The following is an 18,888-nucleotide window of genomic DNA, read 5'->3' as shown; positions in this document are numbered from 1 at the left end:
GTGTCAGGCTGCCGGCATGTCAGGGCTCCGGCAGAGGCAGAAGGCCGACCGCCACCTCCGCATCCTCGAGGCGGCGGCGGGGCTGTTCCGCGAGCATGGCTACGACGCGGTGAAGATGGAGGCCATCGCCGCCGCCGCCGAGGTCTCGATCGGGACCATCTACAATTACTACCGCAACAAGGGCGACCTGCTCGTCGCCATCGTCTCGCTCGAGGTGGAGGAGGTGCTGAAGGCCGGCGAACAGGTGATCGCCGAACCCCCCGACAGCCCGGAAGACGCGGTCGACGCGCTGATCGGCGGCTACATCGCGCATTCGCTGCACTATCTCTCGAAGGAGATGTGGCGGCAGGCGATGGCGATCTCGACCAGCCAGCCGGACAGCCCGTTCGGCGAAACCTATGCCGCGCTGGACCTGGCGCTGGCCCGCCAGTCCTGCGCCCTTCTTGCTGCACTGCAGCAGAAAGGGCTGCTGAGCCGCGAGGCCGATGCGGCGCGGCTCGGCGAGGTGATCTTCAACAACACCAACATGAACTTCACCGTCTTCGTGAAGACCGAGAAGATGGCGCTGGGCGAGCTCCGCAGCCTGCTGCGCCGCCAGCACGAGGCGGTGCTGGCAGGGTTGAAGCCTTAAATTCCGAGATACGGAATATAATCCTTGACAGCGCGCGCTCGCCGGGGTAGGAGGGGGCATTCTCCAGCAATGGGTTCAAATCAGGGAAAGCGGGATTCCGTCACGGGCCGCGGGGCTGGCGCGTGAAGGAGATGGCGTTACCCCGGCACAGGGCGGGGCCCAGCTCTGGTGCGGAGCTGATCGAAGGAAAGCGGGATTCCGGCTTTCGCCGGGATGACGTGCCGGTGGGAGCGGCTGGCACGGACCTTTGTGGCCCGCTCTGGTCCCGGCCAAGGGTTGAAGCTGGTGCATTTCACGCGAGGGTGGCTTTCTGCTATCAAGGACCATCGCTCTCTAGGAGACTGACCGATGAACAAGCCGATGAATCTCGAAGGCGCCACCGCCTGGGAACCTTCGCCCAACAATCTGGAGCCCTTCTGGATGGGCTTCACGCCGAACCGCGCCTTCAAGAAACGGCCGCGCATGATCGCCCGCGCCAAGGACATGCACTATTACGACATGACGGGCCGGCCGATCCTCGACGGGTCGGCGGGTCTGTGGTGCTCCAACGCCGGGCACTGCCGCGAGCCCATCGTCAGCGCCATCCAGAAGGCGGCGGCGGAGCTTGACTTCGCGCCGACCTTCCAGTTCGGCCACCCGAAGGTGTTCGAGCTCGCCTCCAGGCTCGCCACCATGGCCCCGGGCGACCTCAACTACGCCTTCTTCTGCAACTCGGGCTCGGAAGCGGCCGACACGGCCTTGAAGATCGCGCTCGCCTATCACCGCGCCAACGGCCAGGCGAGCCGCACCCGCCTCATCGGCCGCGAGCGCGGCTATCACGGTGTCAACTTCGGCGGCATCTCGGTGGGCGGCATGGTGGCCAACCGCAAGTGGTTCGGCGCCATGCTGGCGGGCGTCGACCACCTGCCGCACACCTATAACAGGAAGGAGCAGGCCTTCACCCGCGGCGAGCCGGAGTGGGGCGCGCATCTCGCGGACGATCTCGAGCGCCTCGTGGCGCTGCATGACGCCTCGACCATCGCCGCGGTGATCGTCGAGCCGATGGCGGGCTCGACGGGCGTGCTGCCGCCGCCCAAGGGCTACCTGAAGCGGCTGCGCGAGATCTGCGACAGGCACGGCATCCTCCTCATCTTCGACGAGGTCATCACCGGCTTCGGGCGCCTCGGCCACGCCTTCGCGGCGGAGCGCTTCGGCGTCATCCCCGACATCCTCACCTTCGCCAAGGGCGTCACCTCCGGCACGGTGCCGATGGGCGGCTGCATGGTGCGCCAGGGCATCTACGACAAGTTCATGAACGGGCCCGACCACGTGATCGAGCTGTTCCACGGCTACACCTACACCGGCCACCCGATGGCGGCGGCGGCGGGTGTGGCCACCATGAACGTCTACCGCGACGAGAAGCTGTTCGAGAACGCCAAGACGCTCGAGAACGCCTGGGCGGAGGCCGCCTTCACGCTGAAGGGCCATCCCCTCGTCGAGGACATCCGCACCATGGGCCTCGTGGCGGCGATCGACATCAAGCCGGTCGAGGGCTCGCCCGGGCTTCGCGCCTACAAGGCGATGGAGAACGGCTTCCACGACGTGGGCATGATGATCCGCATCACGGGCGACACCATCGCGCTTTCGCCGCCCCTGATGATCACCGAGAACCAGATCGACGAGATCTTCTCCGACAAGATGCCGAAGATCCTCGCCTCCGTCGCCTGAGGCGAGGTATCGATTGCAAAAGCAGGGGCCGGAGGGCGCAACGCTCTCCGGCCCTTTCGTTATCGGGGGTTGATCGCTGCCAGGCTGGTGCCAGTTCTGCGGAAGTCGGTTAATCTCGACACAACTGATTCGTGACGGCGACAGGGGCTGGGGCGACGATGTCACGCAAGATGATGGCGGTGATGCTGGGGCTCACCGTGCTGCCTTTGGCTGCGATCGGGGTCGCGGCCTATCTCTTCGTTGCGGCAGGGCCCGGCATGACGCCCGTCGCGGCGGCGATCCTCGTGCTCGCCGCCTGCATTCTCGCAACAGCACTGCTGGTGATGGTGAAGACGTCCCGCCAGGAACAGTGGCTGCTGTCGCACGAGGAGGCGCTGGGAACGCTGGGCGAGCGCACGGACGACATCGCCTCGCGGCTCGAGGCCGTCGAATGGCATGTGAGCCAGCCGCAGGAGGGGGTCGGGGCGGTCGCGGCCGATGTCGCCGCGCTGCGCCGGGAGCTGGGCGAGATCAGGACGGGCGCGCGCGCCGGGTTCCGGCCCGGAGCTGCCGCAGAAGAGCCCGCACCGGAACGGCCTGCCGCCCCGCCGGAGGACAGCGGGTCCGACCAGCTCGAACTGCTGCTCGAACCGGTCATCGAGCTGGCGAGCGGCAACACGCTGCACTACCGGGCGCTGCTGGCGCTGACCGACGAGCAGGGCCATGCCGTGGCGCACGACGAGCTCATCGAGAAGGCCGAGCTCGGCGGCATGCGGGCCGCACTCGATGCCCACCTGATCGGCACGGCGGCGCCGGTGCTGCGCCGCCTGCGCCAGAAGAACCCGGGCCTGAGGATCTTCGTGCCGGTGGGCCTTGCGACACTCGGCGCGGGGGCGGAGGGCGACAGCATCATCGGCCTCATGCAGCGCGACCTCGACGTGACGGGGGGCCTCGTCTTCGAATTCGCCCAGGAGGAGCTCGGGGCCCTGGACATGGGCGGCATCGAGAACCTGGCACGGCTCGGAAGGCTGGGCGCCACGCTGGCGCTGCGCGACGTCTACCTGGGCGGGCTCGACCTCACGGCGCTGCGCCAGCTCGGCGTGCGCTTCCTGAGCTTCCCGCCCCATGCGGTGGACGCCGGCTCCGGCGCCACTCCCGCCTGGCGCGATTTCGTGCAATATGCGCGCACCATGCAGGTGCAGATCATCATTTCCGACATCAAGACGCCGCAGCAGGCCACCGCCGCCAGCATGCATGCGCGCTTCGGCCATGGCCCCTTCTTCGCGCCGCCGCGCAAGGTGCGGCCCGATGCGGGGCTTGCCGCGCCCTCCGGCCGCAGCGCCAGCGTCGCCTGAGCATCCTTTCCGGTCATGCAGCGACTTTCCGCGAATTACCCCGTCTGGTTCTGCGACATCTGGGGCGTGGTGCACGACGGCGTGAGGCCGTTCCCGATCACGGTGGCGGCGCTCAGGCGGCACCGCGCGGGAGGCGGCAGCGTCATCCTCGTCACCAATTCGCCGAGGAGCCATCTCGGCGTCGAGCGGCAGCTCCTGGAGCTCGGCGTCGATCCCGGAAGCCACGACCGGATCGTCACCTCGGGGGATGTCACGCAGGTGCTGATGCGCCTCCATGGAGGCGGCAGGGTGTTCCATCTCGGCCCCGCGCGCGACCAGTCGATCTATGAGGGAACGGAGGTCGAGCGGGTGGCGCTGGAGGACGCCAGGGCGGTGCTGTGCACCGGCCTCTTCGACGACCTGAACGACCGGCTGGAGGATTACGACACGCTGCTTTCCGAGATGAAGCGCCTCGGCCTCGTCATGATCTGCGCCAACCCGGACAAGATCGTGAAGAAGGGCGCGCGCATCCTCTATTGCGCGGGAAAGCTCGCCGAGCTCTATGCGGCGCGCGGCGGCGAGGTGCTGATGGCGGGCAAGCCCTTCAGCCCCATCTACGATCTCGCCATGGCGGAAGCCGCACAGATCCGGGGCCGGCCGGTGGACCGGCCGGAGGTTCTGGCGATCGGCGACGGCCCGGAGACGGACATCAGGGGGGCCGCCGACTATGGCCTTGACGCGCTTCTTGTTGCAGAAGGGGTGACGGATGCGGCGGAGGGGCTCCACGCCGTGGAGGCGGGCGTGCTCCGTGCCGTGCCCCACGCGCGCATCGTGGCCACCGTCCATGATCTCTCATGGACGTGAGAAGGACTTGGAATGGACCTGATCTCCGGGCTCGCGCCCGTTCCTGAAACCGCGAAGGGTGCGGTCATCGCCATCGGCAATTTCGACGGCGTGCACCGCGGCCACCAGACGCTCTTGGCCCGTGCGGAGGAAGAGGCGCTGCGGCTGGGGCGGCCGTGGGGGGTCGTCAGCTTCGAGCCCCATCCGCGGAGCTTCTTCAAGCCGGAGGAGCCGGTGTTCCGGCTCACCCCCGAGGCGCTCAAGGCGCGGCTCGTCGCGGCACTGGGCGCCTCATTCATGGCGGTTCTTCCCTTCGACCGGGCGCTCGCCGACCTCGATGCCGAGGCGTTCGTGATGCGGCACCTCGTCGAGCGGCTCGGCGTCAGCCACGTGGTAATGGGCTATGACTTCCACTTCGGACGCGGGCGCAAGGGAAGCCCCGCCACGATGGCGGAGCTCGGCGCAAGGCACGGCTTCGGCGTCAGCATCGTGGACCAGGTGACGGACGAGGGCGACCAGCACTCGCCCTTCTCCTCGAGCTCGATCCGCCAGGCGCTGCGCCACGGCCATGTGCCCTCCGCGGCGCGCGAACTCGGCTATCACTGGACGGTGCTGGGCGAGGTGGTGCGGGGCGACCAGCGCGGCCGCAGCATCGGCTTTCCCACCCTCAACATCGTGCTCGAGAAGGGGGCGGACCCGTTCCGCGGCATCTATGCCGTGAGGGTGCGCGATGCGGCGAAGAAGGGCGCTCCCGCCTGGGCGGGGGCGGGCTATTTCGGCGACCGCCCCACCTTCGACACGGGGCGCACATTCCTCGAAGTGTTCCTCATCGGCTTCGAGGGCGATCTCTACGGGCGCGAGCTGATGGTGGAGTTCATCGACCTCATCCGTCCGGACCGGCGCTTCTTCTCGGTGGACGAGCTCGTCCAGCAGATGAAGGCGGACTGCGAGGAGGCGCTGGCGCGGCTTGCCGCGGTCAAGGCGGAGGATCCGGTCAGGAGCTTCCCGCTGGGCCTCCTGCAGGCGGAGGGGATGATCTAGCGGCGCTCGCCGGCCGGCCGGCACGCCGTTCCCGCCCCTCGGCATAGATGATGGCGAGCCCCGCCAGCGCCACCAGCGCCATGCCGGCGACGGCCAGCGCATTGGGCACCTCGGCGAACAGCACGAGGCCCGAGAGCACCGCCCAGATCGTCAGCGTGTACATGAAGGGCGCCACGCTGCGGGCGGGGCCGATGCGGTAGGCGATGTAGATGAAGAAGTGCCCGCCCACGAGGAGAACGCCGCCCAGCGCCATGAGGAGCACGTGGCGGGCTTCCGGCATCACCGGCTGCTCGAGCGCCAGCATGCCGCCGGCGCTGCCGAGGGTGAGCAGCAGGAGCACGGTGAAGGTGACGACGAGCGGGGGAATGCCGCGCGGCACGTTGGGGGTGATGAGGTCGCGCACGGCGGCGGCACTCGCCGTGAGGAATGCGAGGACCGCATAGGGCGAGGCCGCACCCTGGCCGGGCTGGGCGACCATCAGGGCGCCGAGGATGCCGAGGAGGATGAGGCCGAGGCGGATGGGGCCGAGGCGCTCTCCCCGGAAGAACCAGGCGCCGAGCAGCACGAAGAGGGGGCAGGTCTGGGCGATCGCCGTCAGGTCGGCGATGGGGACGTGGAAGAGCGCGAAGGTGAAGCTGAAATTGGCGACGACCTCGAGAAGCCCGCGCGACATGAGCCAGGGGTTGAAGACGCGGGCGAGTGCCGCGCCCTGGCCCATGAGCAGGATGAGGGTGAGGCAGGCGGCCATGGCGGCAAGCCCCCGCATCATCATGAGCTGGAAGAGCGGCGCATCCGCCATGGCAATCTTCATCGTGCTGTCGGTGCCGACGAAGACGCCCATGGCCACGACCATCGCGAGGATGGCGCGCAGGTGCGATGGAATGGCCATGATGCGGAATCGCGCCGGTTTCAGTCCGCCTTCTGGGTGGACGGGTCGAGCAGGCGGTGCAGGTGCACGATGAAATAGCGCATCTGGGCGTTGTCCAGCGTCTCGCGAGCCTTCGAAAGCCAGGCTTCGTAGGCCTCGGCGTAGTTGGGATAGAAACCCACCACGTCGAGCTGGCCCAGGTCCTTGAAGGTGACGGCGCCGACGTCGTCGAGCTCGCCGCCGAAGACGAGGTGGAGAAGCTGCTGCTGGGGCTTGGCGGGGGCTTTCGTCATCTAGGTCCTCAGGGCGTTGATCAGCGCCGCGTGGCGCTTCGCACCTGCAGCAACGAGGCCTTGCTGCCACGGCTCCGGGCGGTTGTAAATGTATCCTTCGCCGGAGGTGCCGGAAACCGCGCCACCCGCCTCGATCACCAGCAATTCGCCGGCGGCGAGATCCCAGTCGTTGCGGCGGCCCACGGAAACCGCACCGTCGAGCCGGCCTGCCGCCACATAGGCCAGCCGCAGCTGCAGCGGCAGGGCGCCGCTCGGGTCGCCCGCGACGCCCAGGGGGGCGAGGGGCGCCAGGGCCTTGCGGTTGCCGGCGATGCGCGCGCCTTCGAGAGAGGGCGAATCCGCCATGGCGAGGGGTGCCCCGTTGAGGGTGGCTCCTTCGCCGGCGATGGCCGAATAGAATTCAGCGAGCCGCGGGCGGTAGACGGCGCCGATCACCGGCCTGCCGTTCTCGGCCAGGGCCGCGGCCACGCACCATTCCTTGCGGCCCTCGATGAAGGCGCGGGTGCCGTCGATGGGGTCGATGATCCACAGCCGCTCATGCGCCATGCGCTGGGGCGCGTCGGGGGTTTCCTCGGAGAGCCAGCCGTAGCCGGGCCTGGCTTTCCTCAGGCGCTCCTCGAGGAGCGCGTTGAGGGCGAGGTCGCCCTCCGTCACCTGCGAGCCGTCGGCCTTGTTCCAGCGCCTGAGGCCGCTCTTGCGGGCCAGCAAGAGGCCGAGTTCCCCCGCTTCCCGCACTGCTTCGAACATGAGCCGCGCATCCGCCGTGCGCCACTCAGACGCCGGCAATGGTGAGGCCCTCCACCAGGCAGTTGGGGGCGTTCACGGCGGCGCGGAATTCGAGGTTCGAGGCGGGCTCGATCGTCCTGAACATGTCCTTCAGGTTTCCGGCGATGGTGATCTCGCTCACCGGGTAGGCGAGCTCGCCGTTCTCGATCCAGAAGCCCGAGGCGCCGCGGCTGTAGTCGCCCGTCACGTTGTTGATCGAGGAGCCGATGAGCTCGGTCACGTAAAGGCCCTGGGCGATGCCGCGGATCTGCTCCTCCGGGCTCTGCGGCCCCGCGGGGAGCCAGACGTTGGAGGTGGTGGGCCCGCCGCGCGAGCCCTGGCCGGTGGGCGGCAGGCCGAGCTGGCGGGCCGAGCGGAGATCGAGCAGCCAGCCCGTCAGCACGCCCTTGTCCACCAGGTTGCGGCGGTGGCAGGCCAGCCCCTCGCCGTCGAAGGGGCGCGAGCCGTGGCCGCGGCGGATGAAGGGATCCTCGACGATGGTGATGTGCGGGCCGAACACCTCCGTGCCGAGCGCATCCTTGAGGAAGCTGGTGCCGCGCGCCACCGCCGCGCCGTTGATGGCGGCGAGCACGTGGCCGATCAGCCCCGAGGCCACGCGCCGGTCATAGATCACCGGCACGGACTGCGACTTCACCTTGCGCGGGCCGACACGGCGCGCCGCGCGCTCGCCCGCGGTGCGGCCGACCTCCTCCGGATCGCGCAGGTCGGCGAAATGAACGGCCGAGGCATAATCGTAGTCGCGCTGCATGCCGAGACCTTCCCCGGCAATCGCCGACATCGCCACGCCGGTGCCGGTGCGGCGGTAGCCCTGGGAGAAGCCGTTGGAGATCACGATTCCCATGCGCGTATCGGAGGCCGAGGCGCCCGCACCCGAGGACTTGCTGACGCCCGGGACCGCCATGGCGGCAGCCTCGGCGCGCCGGGCCATGTCCTCCAGGGCTTTCGGCCCCGGCATGTCGTCGGCCGCGAGGTCGAGGTCCGGGATGTCCTTTGCGAGCTGGGCGGGATCGGCGACCCCGGCGAAGGGATCGGGCGGGGCGAGCCGCGCCATGCGGAGCGCGTTTTCGGCGAGGCGGTGGATCGCCTCGCTGGTCAGCACGCTGCCCGAGATCGTGGCGGAGGATTTCCCGGCATAGACCTTGAGGCTGATGTCGCGGGCTTCGGCCTGCTCGAGCTTCTCGATCTTGCCGTCGAGGATGGAGATTTCGGTGGAGCGCCCGTCGGCCGCCACGGCGTGCGCCGCATCGGCCCCGAGCTTCAGGGCGTGGGAAACGGCCTCGCCCGCGAGGGAGAGAAGGTCATCGATCATGAGAGAAGCGAATCCAGGAGGAATGCGAGGGTGAGTATCAGGCCGAATATGCGGTTCGACCGGAAAAGTTCAAGGCAGCGGGCCGAATTTGCCGCATCGAAGCGGGCGAGCTGCCAGGCGGCGTGGAGCGCGGCACCCGCCACGCCGGCATGCGAGAGGATGCCGCCGCCCGCCAGCCACACCGCCCAATCGATCAGGGCGAGGCTCAGGGCGAAGAACAGGCCGAGCCAGTAGACGGTGGCATCGCCGAGCCGCAGGGCGGTGGACTTGACGCCGATCAGCACGTCGTCGTCCTTGTCCTGGTGGGCGTAGATGGTGTCGTAGGCGAGCGTCCAGGCGACGCCGCCGGCATAAAGGAGGAGCGGGGCGGGCGAGAGCGCGCCGTGAAGCGCCGTCCAGCCGACGAGGGCCCCCCAGTTGAAGGCGAGCCCCAGCACCGCCTGCGGCCAGTAGGTGACGCGCTTCATGAAGGGGTAGACGGCGACGACGAGGAGCGAGGCCGCGCCCGTCATCACCGTGAACCAGTTGAACTGGAGGAGCACGAGAAGGCCCAGCAGGCAGAGCAGTGCGAGGAAGGCGAAGGCCTGAGCGAGGCTCACCTGGCCTGCCGGGATCGGCCTCAGCCTGGTGCGCTCGACGCGGCCATCGAAATTGCGGTCGGCAATGTCGTTGAGCGTGCAGCCGGCACCGCGCATGAGGATGGCGCCCACGAGAAAGAGCAGGGCGTACCACGGGTTCGGCACGCCGCCGCCCAGCGCCACCTGGCCGAGCGACAGGCCCCACCAGCAGGGAAGCAGCAGAAGCCACCAGCCGATCGGGCGTTCGAGGCGCATCAGCCGGGCATAGGGCCGCAGCGCAAGCGGCAGCAGCCGGTCCGCCCAGTGGCCGGGCAGGGCATCGGCCACGCGCCTGTCCTCGCCCTTCGCGGGCCTGCTGGCATCGCTCATGGGCGCGGTGTACATCAGGTGCCGCATGAAGACCACCCCTCGCCTCCACCTCGACGCCGCGCTCGCCCCCGGGCAGGAGATCGCGCTCACCCGCGAGCAGGCGCATTACCTCACCGGCGTGCTGCGGCTTTCGCCGGGCGATCCGGTGGCGGTGTTCAACGGCCGCGACGGCGAGTGGCTGGCCTATCTCGCCGATGTCTCGAAGAAGGGCGCCGCCCTGCGCTGCGAGCGGCGGACCGCCGGGGTGAAGCCGCCGCCCGACATCGACTACGTCTTCGCGCCGCTGAAGCATGCGCGGCTCGACTACGTGGTGCAGAAGGCGACCGAGCTCGGCGTGCGGCGGCTGCGGCCCGTGATCACCCAGCGGACCATCGCCGAGCGGGTGAACATGGAGCGCATGCGGGCCAATGTCATCGAGGCGGCCGAGCAGTGCAATCTCGTGTTCGTGCCGCAAGTGGCCGAGCCGGTGAAGCTGCCGCAGCTCCTCGCCTCGTGGGACGCCGGAAGGGCACTCATCCATTGCGACGAGACGGCTGCGATCGCCGATCCCCTGGCGGCGCTGAAGCCGCTCGCGGCGCCTGCCGCCGTGCTCATCGGGCCCGAGGGCGGCTTCACCGCGGAGGAGAAGCAGCTGCTGAAGTCGCTCGCCTTCGTCACCGCCATTTCGCTCGGCCCGCGCGTCATGCGGGCGGACACGGCGGCGGTGGCGGCGCTGACGCTCATCCAGGCCAGCCTGGGCGACTGGTGCGGCAATTCCGGATAGGCGCCATCCAAATCTTTGTCTTGCCCGATGAAAGGCAGCCTTCTAGATGCTCGGACAAAATTCTGACAGGATGTACTCGTGAGCGGACCGACACCCGACACGCCCAAAGCGCGCATGCCGATCGAATCGAAGGCGCAGCTCATCGAGGAGCTGGCCTCCGGCTCAAAGCCCAAGGAGCAATGGCGGATCGGCACCGAGCACGAGAAGTTTCCCTTCCTCACCGACACGCTGGGGCCCGTGCCCTACCATGGCGAGCGTTCGATCCGCGCACTGCTCGAAGGGCTGAAGGACCGCTTCGGCTGGACCGGCATCTACGAGGGCGAGAACATCATCGCGCTGTCCGACCCGAAGGGCCTCGGCAACGTCTCGCTGGAGCCGGGCGGCCAGTTCGAGCTCTCGGGCGCTCCGCTCGAATCGGTGCACGACACATGCGAGGAAGTTCATGAGCACCTGACCCAGGTGCGCGAGGTGGGGGACAGGCTCGGCATCGGGTTCCTGGGGCTCGGCGCCTCGCCGGTGTGGAGCCGGGCGGAAACCCCGGTGATGCCCAAGGGCCGCTACGGCATCATGGCGCCCTACATGGACAAGGTGGGCACGCTCGGCCGCGACATGATGTTCCGCACCTGCACGGTGCAGGTGAACCTCGACTTCGCATCGGAAGCCGACATGGTGCAGAAGCTCCGCGTCTCGCTGGCGCTGCAGCCCATCGCGACGGCGCTCTTCGCCAATTCGCCCTTCCTCGAGGGCAAGCCGAACGGCTTTCTCTCCTTCCGCTCGGAGGTGTGGCGCGACACCGACGGCGACCGCTCCGGCATGCTGCCCTTCGCCTTCGAGCCCGGCATGGGCTTCGAGCGCTACGTGGACTATGCGCTCGACGTGCCGATGTATTTCGTGATGCGCGAGGGCAAGTACATCGACACGGCGGGCGAGAGCTTCCGCGCCTTCATGGAAGGCCGGCTGCCGCAGCTTCCCGGCGAGAAGCCGGTGCTGAAGGACTGGGCCGATCACCTGACGACGATCTTCCCCGAAGTGCGGCTCAAGAAATATCTCGAGATGCGGGGTGCGGATTCAGGACCGTGGCGCAGGCTCTGCGCGCTGCCGGCGTTCTGGGTGGGCATCCTCTACCACCAGCCCTCGCTCGATGCGGCGTGGGAGCTCGTGAAGGCCTGGAGCGCCGAGGAGCGCCAGAAGCTCCGGGACGACGTTCCGAAGCAGGCGCTGAAGGCGACGATCCGTGGACGGACGGTTCAGGAGATCGCGCGGGAGGTTCTGGAGCATTCGCGGCAGGGCCTCGAGACGCGCGGGCGGCAGGGCTGCAAGGGCCGCACGGAAGCGGCCTTCCTCGACCCGCTGGACGAGATCGCGGCCACCGGCAAGACGGCCGCGGAAAACCTGCTGGCGCTTTATCACGGCAGCTGGAACGGCGACATCAGCCGCGTCTTCCGCGACTTCGCCTACTGAAGGCCGGCGGGAAGCATCCGCCGAGAGCGGAATGACCTTCGGTGGAAGATCACGACGGCTCCCGCTGCCTCTCCATGCCGTCATTCCGGCGAAGGCCGGAATCGAGCTCAGATGTCAGACTGTTGGCGCCCAAAGCTGGACCCCGGCCTGCGCCGGGGTGACGGGAAGCAGGGAAGAAGAGAAGCAAGAGTTCGCCTGAGCTCGTTCCTCATTCTGCCGCCATGAGGGCGGTGTTGAGGTTGCCGAGGCTCTCGGTGACGTGGCGGGCCAGCGCATCGACGGCGGAGCTCGCGCGGCCGGGTTTCCTGAGGAGGCCGATCTCGAAATGGCCGAGCGGCGGGAAGCCCTCCTTCTCGCCCAGGATGCGCATGCCCGGCCTGACGCAGAGTTCCGGCACGGCGCCCACCGCGAGGCCGGACTGGACGGCGGCATTCACCGCGTTGGAATTGGGGCTCGAATAGGCGATGCGGAACTTCCGCCCGATCGTCTCGAGCGCGTTCAGCACGATGCCGCGCCACTCGCAGTTCACATGCGAGACGGCGAGCGGCAGCACCTCGAGAAGATGCGTGCTGTGGCGCGCCGAAGTGACCCAGACGAGGGGTTCGCGCCGCACCGGCTCGTCGGTCGAGACGTCGCAGCCGAAGGTGACGAGCGAGAGGTCCATCTCGCCCCGCCTCGTGCGCTCGAAGAGGTTGGCCGTCTGCATGCAGTCGACGTCGACGGTGACGAGCGGGTGGGTGCGGGCGAAGCGCGCCAGGATCTCGGGCAGGAAGCGGTCGGCATAGTCGTCCGGCGTGCCGAAGCGCACCGTGCCGGTGAGCTCGGGGCGCTGGAAGGTGGAGACCGCCTCGTCGTTCAGCTTCACCAGCCGGCGCGCATAATCCACCAGGCGCTCGCCATCGGCGGTGATGCGGCTCGCCCGGCCGTCGCGGGCGAAGAGCGGGCGGCCCAGAAGCTCTTCCAGCCGCTTCATCTGCATCGAGACGGCCGACTGCGTCTTGTTCACCTCGTCGGCGGCGCGGGTGAAGCTGCCGGTGTCGGCGATGGCGAGGAAGGTCTTCATCAGGTCGATGTCGAGATTGGGGATCATGGCTGCGCATCCATCACTGATCGTGATGGGTAATATAAAATACATTCGTTGGATAAATCAATCGAAATCCTGCATCTTCCTTTCATCGCAAGACGGCAGCGGCCGCCCGGAAGGGGCGGAGAACGCGGGGGGAATGGTCTTCCCCGCGAACCAGGAGGATTTGCCATGAGAGACTATGCCCTGAGCCGAGCGATCTCGGCTGAAGCCACCGGAGCCCTTTCGCTGCTGTGGCGGTTCCTGAGCAACTGGCGCGCGCGCCGCGCCGTGGCCCGGCTCGACACGCTCGACGATTTCCTGCTCCGCGACATCGGGGTGACGCGCGAGGAACTGCGCTGGGCCTCGGGCCTGCCGCTCTCGGTCAATGCCGCGCTGGCACTTGAAGAACGGGCGCTCCGGCGGCGCAGGGGGACGCGGTGATCAACGCCCTCATCGTGCGGCTCCGGCTTCGCTGAGCCGCACGATCCTGTAGGCGGCGAGGACCGAGGCGATGCCGAAGATGACCGAGCCCAGCGCCGTTCCCGCGAGCAGCCCCTCGGGGCCGCCGAACTTCGCCCCCGCGAGCGCGAAGGGAATGGTGCCGAGCGTCGCCTTTCCCCAGTTGAACAGCGTCGAGAGCTGCGGCCGGCCCAGGTTGTTGAAGGCGGCATTGGCCACGAATTGCGCGCCCGCGAAGGCCCAGCTGATGCCGATGAAGGTGGCGAAGAACACCACGATATCGACGGTGCGGCCCGCCGCGTTGAAGGCTTCCGCGATCTCGTGGCGGAACAGGTAGAGCACGAGCGAGGTTGCGAGCGTGTAGACGGCAGAGAAGGTCAGCCCGTCGGTGAGCGCCTGGCGCACCCGGTCATGGCGGCGCGCTCCGAAATTCTGGCCGATGATCGGCCCGACCGAACCCGACAGCGCGAAGATGATGCCGAAGGCCACCGGGATCACCCGCCCGATGATGGCGAAGCCTGCCACCGCCTCGTCGCCGAAGGCCGCGATCTCGTAGGTCATGTAGGCGTTGGCGAAGGGTGTCGCGAGCTGGGTGAGGATCGCCGGGAAGGCGATGGCCCAGAGGGCGGGTAGATCGCGCTTCAGGCCTGAAGGACGCAGCGGGTTGAGAAAGCGGTGCGCCCGCACGACCCCATGAAGGCCGATGCCGAAGGAAACGGCATAGCCGAGCACGGTTGCCGCCGCCGCGCCCTGGATGCCCCAGCCCAGACCGAAGATGAAGAGCGGATCGGCGCCGGCGGTGACGATGGCGCTCGACAGCGTGATGTACATGGCGCGCCTCGCATCGCCCAGGCCGCGCAGGATGAAGGAGCAGCAGACGGCGCCGGCGATCAGGACGTAGCCGGGCGTCATCGTCCAGATGAAGAGCTGGGCGAGGCGCTTCGCCTCGCCATGAGCGCCGAGCAGCGAGAGCAGGCCCCCGGCGGCGAGGTTGATGAGGACGGTGATCACGCCCGCCACGATGAGCGAGAACATCAGCGCGCTGGTGGCGTATTCGCGGGCGCGGACCAGGTCTCCGGCGCCGACGTTGCGGGCGACGAGTGCCGCCGCGGCGATCCCCGCGCCGATCGCCACCGAGAGATTGGCGAAAACCACGGTGCCGGCATAGCCGATCGCCGCCGTCACCTCCGTCTGCGCCAGCATGGAGAGGAAGAACAGGTCGACGAGGTCGACGAGGAACAGCGCCATGAGGCCCACCGCGCCGGTGAGCGTCATCACCACGACGTGGCGCATGGTGGAGCCGGTGACGAAGGGGGCGGGCCGCGCGCCTGCTGCGGCGCTCATGCGGAAAAGCCCAGGTCGCGGACTTCCGGAACGAGCTGCTCGTAGCTCCTGAAGTGATGCCCCCTGAGGCCGGCGAGACGTGCGCCCGCCACGTTCGAGCGCTTGTCGTCGATGAACCAGCACTGCCCGGACTCGGTGCCCATGCGCTCCATCAGCCTGGCGAAGCTCGCCGGGTCCGGCTTCTTGAGGCCGAACTCGTAGGAGTGGTAGTGCTCGCTGAACACCGCGCAGAGCGCCGGGAAGAGCTCGCCGAGGCTGGCCTTGGTGAGCGGGCCGTTGTTGGAATAGATGGCGATCCGCGCCTGGCCGCCGATCCTTTCGGCGAGCGCCAGCATGTCGGGCCAGGGCTGCATCGCCTCGCGGCGCGCCTCGATCCACTCGGCGCGGGTGATGGGATGGCCGATGCGGCGGCCGAACTCATCGAGATATTGCGCGGGGTCGGGGTAGCCGCCGGTATCCGCCATGTCCTCGAAGCCCGAATCCCAGATCGCCGCCCGGATGTCGCGCGGGGTCTTGCCGGTGATGCGCGACAGCGCCCTGAGGCGCCGGCCGAGGTCGTAGCGGCAGAGCACGTCGTCCATGTCGAAGATGACGGCCTCGGGCCTCATGGCTGTCAGGCGGCGGTGCCGCCCACGGTGAGGCGGTCGATGCGGAGGCTCGGCTGGCCGACGCCGACGGGAACGCCCTGGCCCTGCTTGCCGCAGGTGCCGATGCCGGTATCGAGCGCCATGTCGTTGCCGACCATGGAGATGCGGGTCATGGCATCGGCGCCGGCACCGATCAGCGTCGCGCCCTTCACCGGCATGGTGATCCTGCCGTCCTCGATCAGATAGGCCTCGGTGCAGGAAAAGACGAACTTGCCGGAGGTGATGTCCACCTGGCCACCGCCGAAGGACTTGGCGAAGAGCCCGCGCTTGATCGAGCGCTGGATCTCGTCGGGGTGCCGGTCGCCCGAGAGCATGTAGGTGTTGGTCATGCGCGGCATGGGCGCATGGGCGTGCGACTGGCGCCGGCCGTTGCCGGTGGGGGCGACGCCCATGAGGCGGGCATTCATCCGGTCCTGCATGAGACCCACAAGGATGCCGTCCTCGATCAGCGTGGTGCAGTGGGAGGGCGTGCCCTCGTCGTCGATCGAGATGGAGCCGCGGCGGTCCGGCAGCGTGCCGTCGTCGACGATGGTCACGCCTTTCGCCGCCACGCGCTGGCCCAGCATGCCGGTGAAGACGCTGGTCTTCTTGCGGTGGAAATCGCCCTCGAGACCGTGGCCCACCGCCTCGTGCAGCAGGATGCCCGGCCAGCCGGGGCCGAGGAGCACGTCCATTTCACCGGCAGGCGCGGGACGCGCTTCCAGCGAGACGAGGCTCTGGCGCAGCGCCTCCCGGGCGGCGGCCATCCACATGTCCTCGGTGAAATAGGAGAGTGGCTCGCCCCGGCCGCCAAGACCGTGGCTGCCCTGGCCCTGCTCCTTGCCATCCGAAGAGACCACCGAAACATTGAAGCGCACCAGCGGCCGCACGTCACGGTAGCTCGACCCGTCGGCCCTCAGGATCTCGACTGCCTGCCAGTCCGCCGCCATCGAGACGGAGACCTGCTTCACCCGCGGGTCGAGCCCGCGGGCATAGGCGTCGACCTTCTGGAGGAGGCTCACCTTGGCGCTGAAGTCCATGGCCTCCGAGGGGTTCAGGTCGGAATAGAGGCGGCGGTTGGAGCGCTCGGGCGGCAAGGCGTGGACGACGTTGCCGCCGCCCGCGACCGTGCGGCAGACTTCGGCCGCCCGCCTCAGCGCGGCAACGGAGAGATCGGTCGCATGGGCATAGGCGGCGGTCTCGCCCCTCACCGCCCTGAGGCCGAAGCCCTGGGATTCGTCGAAGCTCGCGGACTTCAGCTTGCCGTCGTCCCAGACCAGGCTTTCCGTCTGGCGTTTCTCGACGAAGAGCTCGCCATCCTCCGCACCCTTCAGCGTGTCCTCGACGATCGCCTGGGCGGCGCTGCGGCGGAAATCCTCGGAATCGAACAGGGAGGCGGGGGCTGTCTGCGGCAAGGCGGTCACCTTTCGGGAATTCGGGCTGTCGGAGGAGAAGATAGGTGAGCCAGCCCCGTTCTGCCAGCTTGCATCGCTGCGGCAAAGAAAAGGGGCCGCCCGGCATCGGACGGCCCCGGCATTCCTCGGGCCGGCGGGCGGCCCTTCCTTCCTCAGTTCTTCTCGAGGGCGGCGAGCGAGGCCGAGAAGCCCTCGAGCGAGAGCTTCATGGGAAGGCCCATGCCGGGCGCCTCGTAGATGATGAAATTGGCTTCCTTGCCCTTCTTGAGCTTGGCCAGCGTCTCCGGCGAGGCCTCGGCGAAGGCCATGCACACCTGCGGCATGCAGCGGGTGAAGGGGACCCGGCCCACCGCCGCGCCGTCGATCTCGAGGGCGACGCCGGTCGGCAGGAACACGCCGATCGGCGCGATCACGCGCATGTTGATGGTGGACTTGTCGCCTGCCACCGTCTTCACCATGACGAGGGTCAGCGTGGCCTTGGGGTTCTTCTCGCTCTGGGTGGCCTGGATCATGCCGCACTGGCGGGCGGGCTTCTGGCCTTCCGGCGCGTTGGCGGGCGTTTCGCACTGCACCTTCCACCGGCCGTTCTCGGCGATGACGTCGACCTTGGGCGCGGGCTGGCCCGCCTGGCCCTGGCCCTGGCCCTGCTTGTTGGCACGCGGGCCGAACTGGCTGGGCTGCTGGGGCGTCTCCTGCGCGGCGGCGATGCCGCTCATGGAAAGGCTGAGCGCAAAGCCCAGGGCGGAAAGGGCGAGCAGGCGGCTCGGCTTCATGTTGATTCGCACGGGGACTGGTACCTCTGCTACGTGATTCGGCGGGTCTTAGCGCCGGGAGTTTGCTTAGACAACCGGGTTTTCCGGCACGCCTTCGGCGCGTCCTCCGCGGTCGCCGGTGAATGCGTTTGTGGGGCAATTGGGGCAGAATTCGGATGGCCGCGGTTTGCGCCCGCGCAACGACGTTTTGCCGCGCCTGCCCTCGTTGCAGCAGGCTGCCGAATGTGGTTCACAATCCCCCTTCCGGAGTGGGGGCTCCAGGGACAGCCATGCCCCCGCCTTGCGCTTATCCCGCAAGGCCTTGAAGAGAGAGGGTGACGATGAAGATTCGGAACACGGCGATGGCACTGCTCGGCGCGGCGGCGGGCCTCGCGGGAATTCCCGCGGCACACGCCATCGAAGGTTATGCGAGGCCCTGGCAGATGGGGCTGCAGCCGGCGGCGTCGCCCTCGATGGAGGGCATCCACTGGTTCCACAACGGGCTCCTCCTTCCCATCATCACCGTGATCACGCTGTTCGTTCTGGCGCTGCTCATCTACGTGATGGTTAAGTTCAACGCCCGGGCGAACCCCGTCCCCTCGCGCACCACCCACAACACGCTGATCGAGGTGGTCTGGACGGTCGTCCCCATCCTGATCCTCGTGGTGATCGCCATCCCCTCTTTCCGCCTGCTCTACCTGCAGCGCGACATTCCCGCCGCCGACATGACGATCAAGGTGATCGGCAATCCGGGCTGGAACTGGACCTACGAATATCCCGACCTCGGCCTCAACGACGACGGCTCGGCCAAGGTCTCCTTCACCGCCTCCCTCGACGACCGCGCCCGCGACCTCCCGACCTCGCAGGAGGCGGGCGTCCCCTACCTGCTCAAGACCGACAACCCGGTCGTCGTGCCGGTGGGCAAGATCGTGAAGCTCATCGTCACCTCGGACCCCGACGGCATCATCCACGCCTGGACGATCCCGCAGTTCGGCATGAAGATCGACGCCATCCCCGGCCGCCTCAACGAGGACTGGTTCCAGGCCGCGGCGGAAGGCGTCTATTACGGCCAGTGCTCGGAGCTCTGCGGCAAGGACCACGCCTACATGCCGATCGAGGTTCATGCCGTGTCGCAGGAAAAGTATGACACCTGGGCCAAGACCGCCCAGACGGCAGGCCTCGAGGAGGCCTACAAGTATCTCGCCGCCGCCGAGGCCGCCTCCGGGCAGCTGGCGCAGAAGTAATCGGGAACGAGGCAGAAAAG

The 18,888-nt window shown here is 68.3% G+C and carries 19 protein-coding genes; 9 read left to right on the top strand and 10 right to left on the bottom strand.

All coding sequences use genetic code 11. The annotated features are described in order from the left end of the window. Positions 1 to 16: 16 nt before the first annotated feature. The 5 genes from ACK4HL_RS10325 (at position 17) to ACK4HL_RS10305 (ending at position 5,535) form a co-directional block, all read left to right on the top strand. Positions 17 to 631, top strand: a complete 615-nt coding sequence (locus ACK4HL_RS10325; protein ID WP_409759679.1) for a TetR/AcrR family transcriptional regulator — start codon at positions 17 to 19, stop codon at positions 629 to 631. Between the two features lie 360 nt (positions 632 to 991). Continuing rightward, complete coding sequence (locus tag ACK4HL_RS10320; protein ID WP_409759834.1) at positions 992 to 2,338, top strand: aspartate aminotransferase family protein; 1,347 nt, start codon at positions 992 to 994, stop codon at positions 2,336 to 2,338. Positions 2,339 to 2,496: 158 nt separating this feature from the next. Continuing rightward, entirely contained in the window at positions 2,497 to 3,672 is a 1,176-nt protein-coding gene (locus ACK4HL_RS10315; protein ID WP_409759676.1) for an EAL domain-containing protein, read from the top strand. A gap of 15 nt (positions 3,673 to 3,687) precedes the next feature. Then, positions 3,688 to 4,515, top strand: coding sequence for a TIGR01459 family HAD-type hydrolase (locus ACK4HL_RS10310; protein ID WP_409759673.1), 828 nt, complete (start codon positions 3,688 to 3,690; stop codon positions 4,513 to 4,515). A 12-nt stretch (positions 4,516 to 4,527) separates the two neighbouring features. Continuing rightward, on the top strand, positions 4,528 to 5,535 hold the full coding sequence (locus ACK4HL_RS10305; protein ID WP_409759670.1) for a bifunctional riboflavin kinase/FAD synthetase: 1,008 nt from the start codon (positions 4,528 to 4,530) through the stop codon (positions 5,533 to 5,535). Here the strand turns inward: ACK4HL_RS10305 and ACK4HL_RS10300 are convergent. Genes ACK4HL_RS10300 through ubiA form a run of 5 tightly spaced genes read right to left on the bottom strand, consistent with a single transcriptional unit; the run spans position 5,489 to position 9,765 of the window. Beyond that, the gene (locus tag ACK4HL_RS10300) at positions 5,489 to 6,424 is read right to left on the bottom strand and encodes a DMT family transporter (protein WP_409759667.1); all 936 of its coding nucleotides are present in this window, start codon (positions 6,422 to 6,424) and stop codon (positions 5,489 to 5,491) included. The genes ACK4HL_RS10305 and ACK4HL_RS10300 overlap by 47 nt on opposite strands. Before the next feature lie 20 nt (positions 6,425 to 6,444). Then, a complete protein-coding gene (locus ACK4HL_RS10295) occupies positions 6,445 to 6,696 on the bottom strand; it encodes a DUF4170 domain-containing protein (RefSeq protein WP_409759664.1) in 252 nt (83 codons plus the stop codon). Next, on the bottom strand, positions 6,697 to 7,443 hold the full coding sequence (locus ACK4HL_RS10290; protein WP_409759661.1) for a 3'(2'),5'-bisphosphate nucleotidase CysQ: 747 nt from the start codon (positions 7,441 to 7,443) through the stop codon (positions 6,697 to 6,699). It lies immediately after the preceding gene. Positions 7,444 to 7,468: 25 nt separating this feature from the next. Continuing rightward, positions 7,469 to 8,791 carry a TldD/PmbA family protein gene (locus ACK4HL_RS10285; protein ID WP_409759658.1) on the bottom strand — a complete coding sequence of 441 codons (1,323 nt, stop codon included), beginning with the start codon at positions 8,789 to 8,791 and terminating at the stop codon, positions 7,469 to 7,471. Continuing rightward, complete coding sequence (gene ubiA, locus ACK4HL_RS10280; protein ID WP_409759655.1) at positions 8,788 to 9,765, bottom strand: 4-hydroxybenzoate octaprenyltransferase; 978 nt, start codon at positions 9,763 to 9,765, stop codon at positions 8,788 to 8,790. The genes ACK4HL_RS10285 and ubiA overlap by 4 nt, the downstream gene beginning before the upstream one ends. Here ubiA and ACK4HL_RS10275 point away from each other — a divergent pair. Both ACK4HL_RS10275 and ACK4HL_RS10270 read left to right on the top strand, forming a co-directional pair. Continuing rightward, the gene (locus ACK4HL_RS10275; protein ID WP_409759652.1) at positions 9,764 to 10,501 is read left to right on the top strand and encodes a 16S rRNA (uracil(1498)-N(3))-methyltransferase; all 738 of its coding nucleotides are present in this window, start codon (positions 9,764 to 9,766) and stop codon (positions 10,499 to 10,501) included. The two genes, ubiA and ACK4HL_RS10275, sit on opposite strands and share 2 nt — an antisense overlap. A gap of 114 nt (positions 10,502 to 10,615) precedes the next feature. Further along, on the top strand, positions 10,616 to 11,962 hold the full coding sequence (locus ACK4HL_RS10270) for a glutamate--cysteine ligase (protein WP_409759831.1): 1,347 nt from the start codon (positions 10,616 to 10,618) through the stop codon (positions 11,960 to 11,962). A 208-nt stretch (positions 11,963 to 12,170) separates the two neighbouring features. Here ACK4HL_RS10270 and ACK4HL_RS10265 read toward each other — a convergent pair whose 3' ends face one another. After that, a complete protein-coding gene (locus ACK4HL_RS10265; protein ID WP_409759649.1) occupies positions 12,171 to 13,052 on the bottom strand; it encodes a LysR substrate-binding domain-containing protein in 882 nt (293 codons plus the stop codon). Between the two features lie 165 nt (positions 13,053 to 13,217). Between ACK4HL_RS10265 and ACK4HL_RS10260 the strand changes: the two genes are divergently transcribed. Then, positions 13,218 to 13,469 carry a DUF1127 domain-containing protein gene (locus tag ACK4HL_RS10260; RefSeq protein ID WP_409759646.1) on the top strand — a complete coding sequence of 84 codons (252 nt, stop codon included), beginning with the start codon at positions 13,218 to 13,220 and terminating at the stop codon, positions 13,467 to 13,469. 9 nt (positions 13,470 to 13,478) lie between these two features. On the opposite strand, the gene ACK4HL_RS10255 is transcribed toward ACK4HL_RS10260, so the two are convergent. The 4 genes from ACK4HL_RS10255 to ACK4HL_RS10240 form a co-directional block, all read right to left on the bottom strand. Continuing rightward, positions 13,479 to 14,831, bottom strand: a complete 1,353-nt coding sequence (locus ACK4HL_RS10255) for an MATE family efflux transporter (protein WP_409759643.1) — start codon at positions 14,829 to 14,831, stop codon at positions 13,479 to 13,481. Continuing rightward, the gene (locus ACK4HL_RS10250) at positions 14,828 to 15,439 is read right to left on the bottom strand and encodes an HAD family hydrolase (protein ID WP_409759640.1); all 612 of its coding nucleotides are present in this window, start codon (positions 15,437 to 15,439) and stop codon (positions 14,828 to 14,830) included. Before ACK4HL_RS10250 ends, ACK4HL_RS10255 begins: the two co-directional genes overlap by 4 nt. Before the next feature lie 5 nt (positions 15,440 to 15,444). Next, positions 15,445 to 16,872: a metalloprotease TldD gene (gene tldD / locus ACK4HL_RS10245; RefSeq protein ID WP_409759637.1), complete on the bottom strand. Its 1,428-nt coding sequence runs from the start codon at positions 16,870 to 16,872 to the stop codon at positions 15,445 to 15,447. 152 nt (positions 16,873 to 17,024) lie between these two features. Next, on the bottom strand, positions 17,025 to 17,645 hold the full coding sequence (locus ACK4HL_RS10240; protein ID WP_409759634.1) for an invasion associated locus B family protein: 621 nt from the start codon (positions 17,643 to 17,645) through the stop codon (positions 17,025 to 17,027). Positions 17,646 to 17,965: 320 nt separating this feature from the next. On the opposite strand from ACK4HL_RS10240, the gene coxB reads away from it, so the two are divergent. Continuing rightward, positions 17,966 to 18,868: a cytochrome c oxidase subunit II gene (gene coxB / locus ACK4HL_RS10235; protein WP_409759631.1), complete on the top strand. Its 903-nt coding sequence runs from the start codon at positions 17,966 to 17,968 to the stop codon at positions 18,866 to 18,868. The last annotated feature ends 20 nt before the right edge of the window (positions 18,869 to 18,888 follow it).

Source organism: Aestuariivirga sp., assembly GCF_046294715.1.
Taxonomy (GTDB): domain Bacteria; phylum Pseudomonadota; class Alphaproteobacteria; order Rhizobiales; family Aestuariivirgaceae; genus Aestuariivirga.
This window is presented reverse-complemented; position numbering and strand designations above follow the sequence as displayed.

Excerpts from the sequence above, each read along its gene's own strand:
- ACK4HL_RS10310 (WP_409759673.1), top strand. The coding sequence starts at position 3,688 with ATGCAGCGACTTTCCGCGAATTACCCCGTCTGGTTCTGCGACATCTGG.
- ACK4HL_RS10260 (WP_409759646.1), top strand. The coding sequence starts at position 13,218 with ATGAGAGACTATGCCCTGAGCCGAGCGATCTCGGCTGAAGCCACCGGA.
- coxB (WP_409759631.1), top strand. The coding sequence starts at position 17,966 with ATGAAGATTCGGAACACGGCGATGGCACTGCTCGGCGCGGCGGCGGGC.
- ACK4HL_RS10290 (WP_409759661.1), bottom strand. The coding sequence starts at position 7,443 with ATGTTCGAAGCAGTGCGGGAAGCGGGGGAACTCGGCCTCTTGCTGGCC.
- ACK4HL_RS10300 (WP_409759667.1), bottom strand. The coding sequence starts at position 6,424 with ATGGCCATTCCATCGCACCTGCGCGCCATCCTCGCGATGGTCGTGGCC.
- ACK4HL_RS10320 (WP_409759834.1), top strand. The coding sequence starts at position 992 with ATGAATCTCGAAGGCGCCACCGCCTGGGAACCTTCGCCCAACAATCTG.
- ACK4HL_RS10285 (WP_409759658.1), bottom strand. The coding sequence starts at position 8,791 with ATGATCGATGACCTTCTCTCCCTCGCGGGCGAGGCCGTTTCCCACGCC.
- ACK4HL_RS10255 (WP_409759643.1), bottom strand. The coding sequence starts at position 14,831 with ATGAGCGCCGCAGCAGGCGCGCGGCCCGCCCCCTTCGTCACCGGCTCC.
- ACK4HL_RS10325 (WP_409759679.1), top strand. The coding sequence starts at position 17 with ATGTCAGGGCTCCGGCAGAGGCAGAAGGCCGACCGCCACCTCCGCATC.
- ACK4HL_RS10250 (WP_409759640.1), bottom strand. The coding sequence starts at position 15,439 with ATGAGGCCCGAGGCCGTCATCTTCGACATGGACGACGTGCTCTGCCGC.
- ACK4HL_RS10270 (WP_409759831.1), top strand. The coding sequence starts at position 10,616 with ATGCCGATCGAATCGAAGGCGCAGCTCATCGAGGAGCTGGCCTCCGGC.
- ACK4HL_RS10305 (WP_409759670.1), top strand. The coding sequence starts at position 4,528 with ATGGACCTGATCTCCGGGCTCGCGCCCGTTCCTGAAACCGCGAAGGGT.
- ubiA (WP_409759655.1), bottom strand. The coding sequence starts at position 9,765 with ATGCGGCACCTGATGTACACCGCGCCCATGAGCGATGCCAGCAGGCCC.
- ACK4HL_RS10295 (WP_409759664.1), bottom strand. The coding sequence starts at position 6,696 with ATGACGAAAGCCCCCGCCAAGCCCCAGCAGCAGCTTCTCCACCTCGTC.
- ACK4HL_RS10315 (WP_409759676.1), top strand. The coding sequence starts at position 2,497 with ATGTCACGCAAGATGATGGCGGTGATGCTGGGGCTCACCGTGCTGCCT.
- ACK4HL_RS10240 (WP_409759634.1), bottom strand. The coding sequence starts at position 17,645 with ATGAAGCCGAGCCGCCTGCTCGCCCTTTCCGCCCTGGGCTTTGCGCTC.
- ACK4HL_RS10275 (WP_409759652.1), top strand. The coding sequence starts at position 9,764 with ATGAAGACCACCCCTCGCCTCCACCTCGACGCCGCGCTCGCCCCCGGG.
- ACK4HL_RS10265 (WP_409759649.1), bottom strand. The coding sequence starts at position 13,052 with ATGATCCCCAATCTCGACATCGACCTGATGAAGACCTTCCTCGCCATC.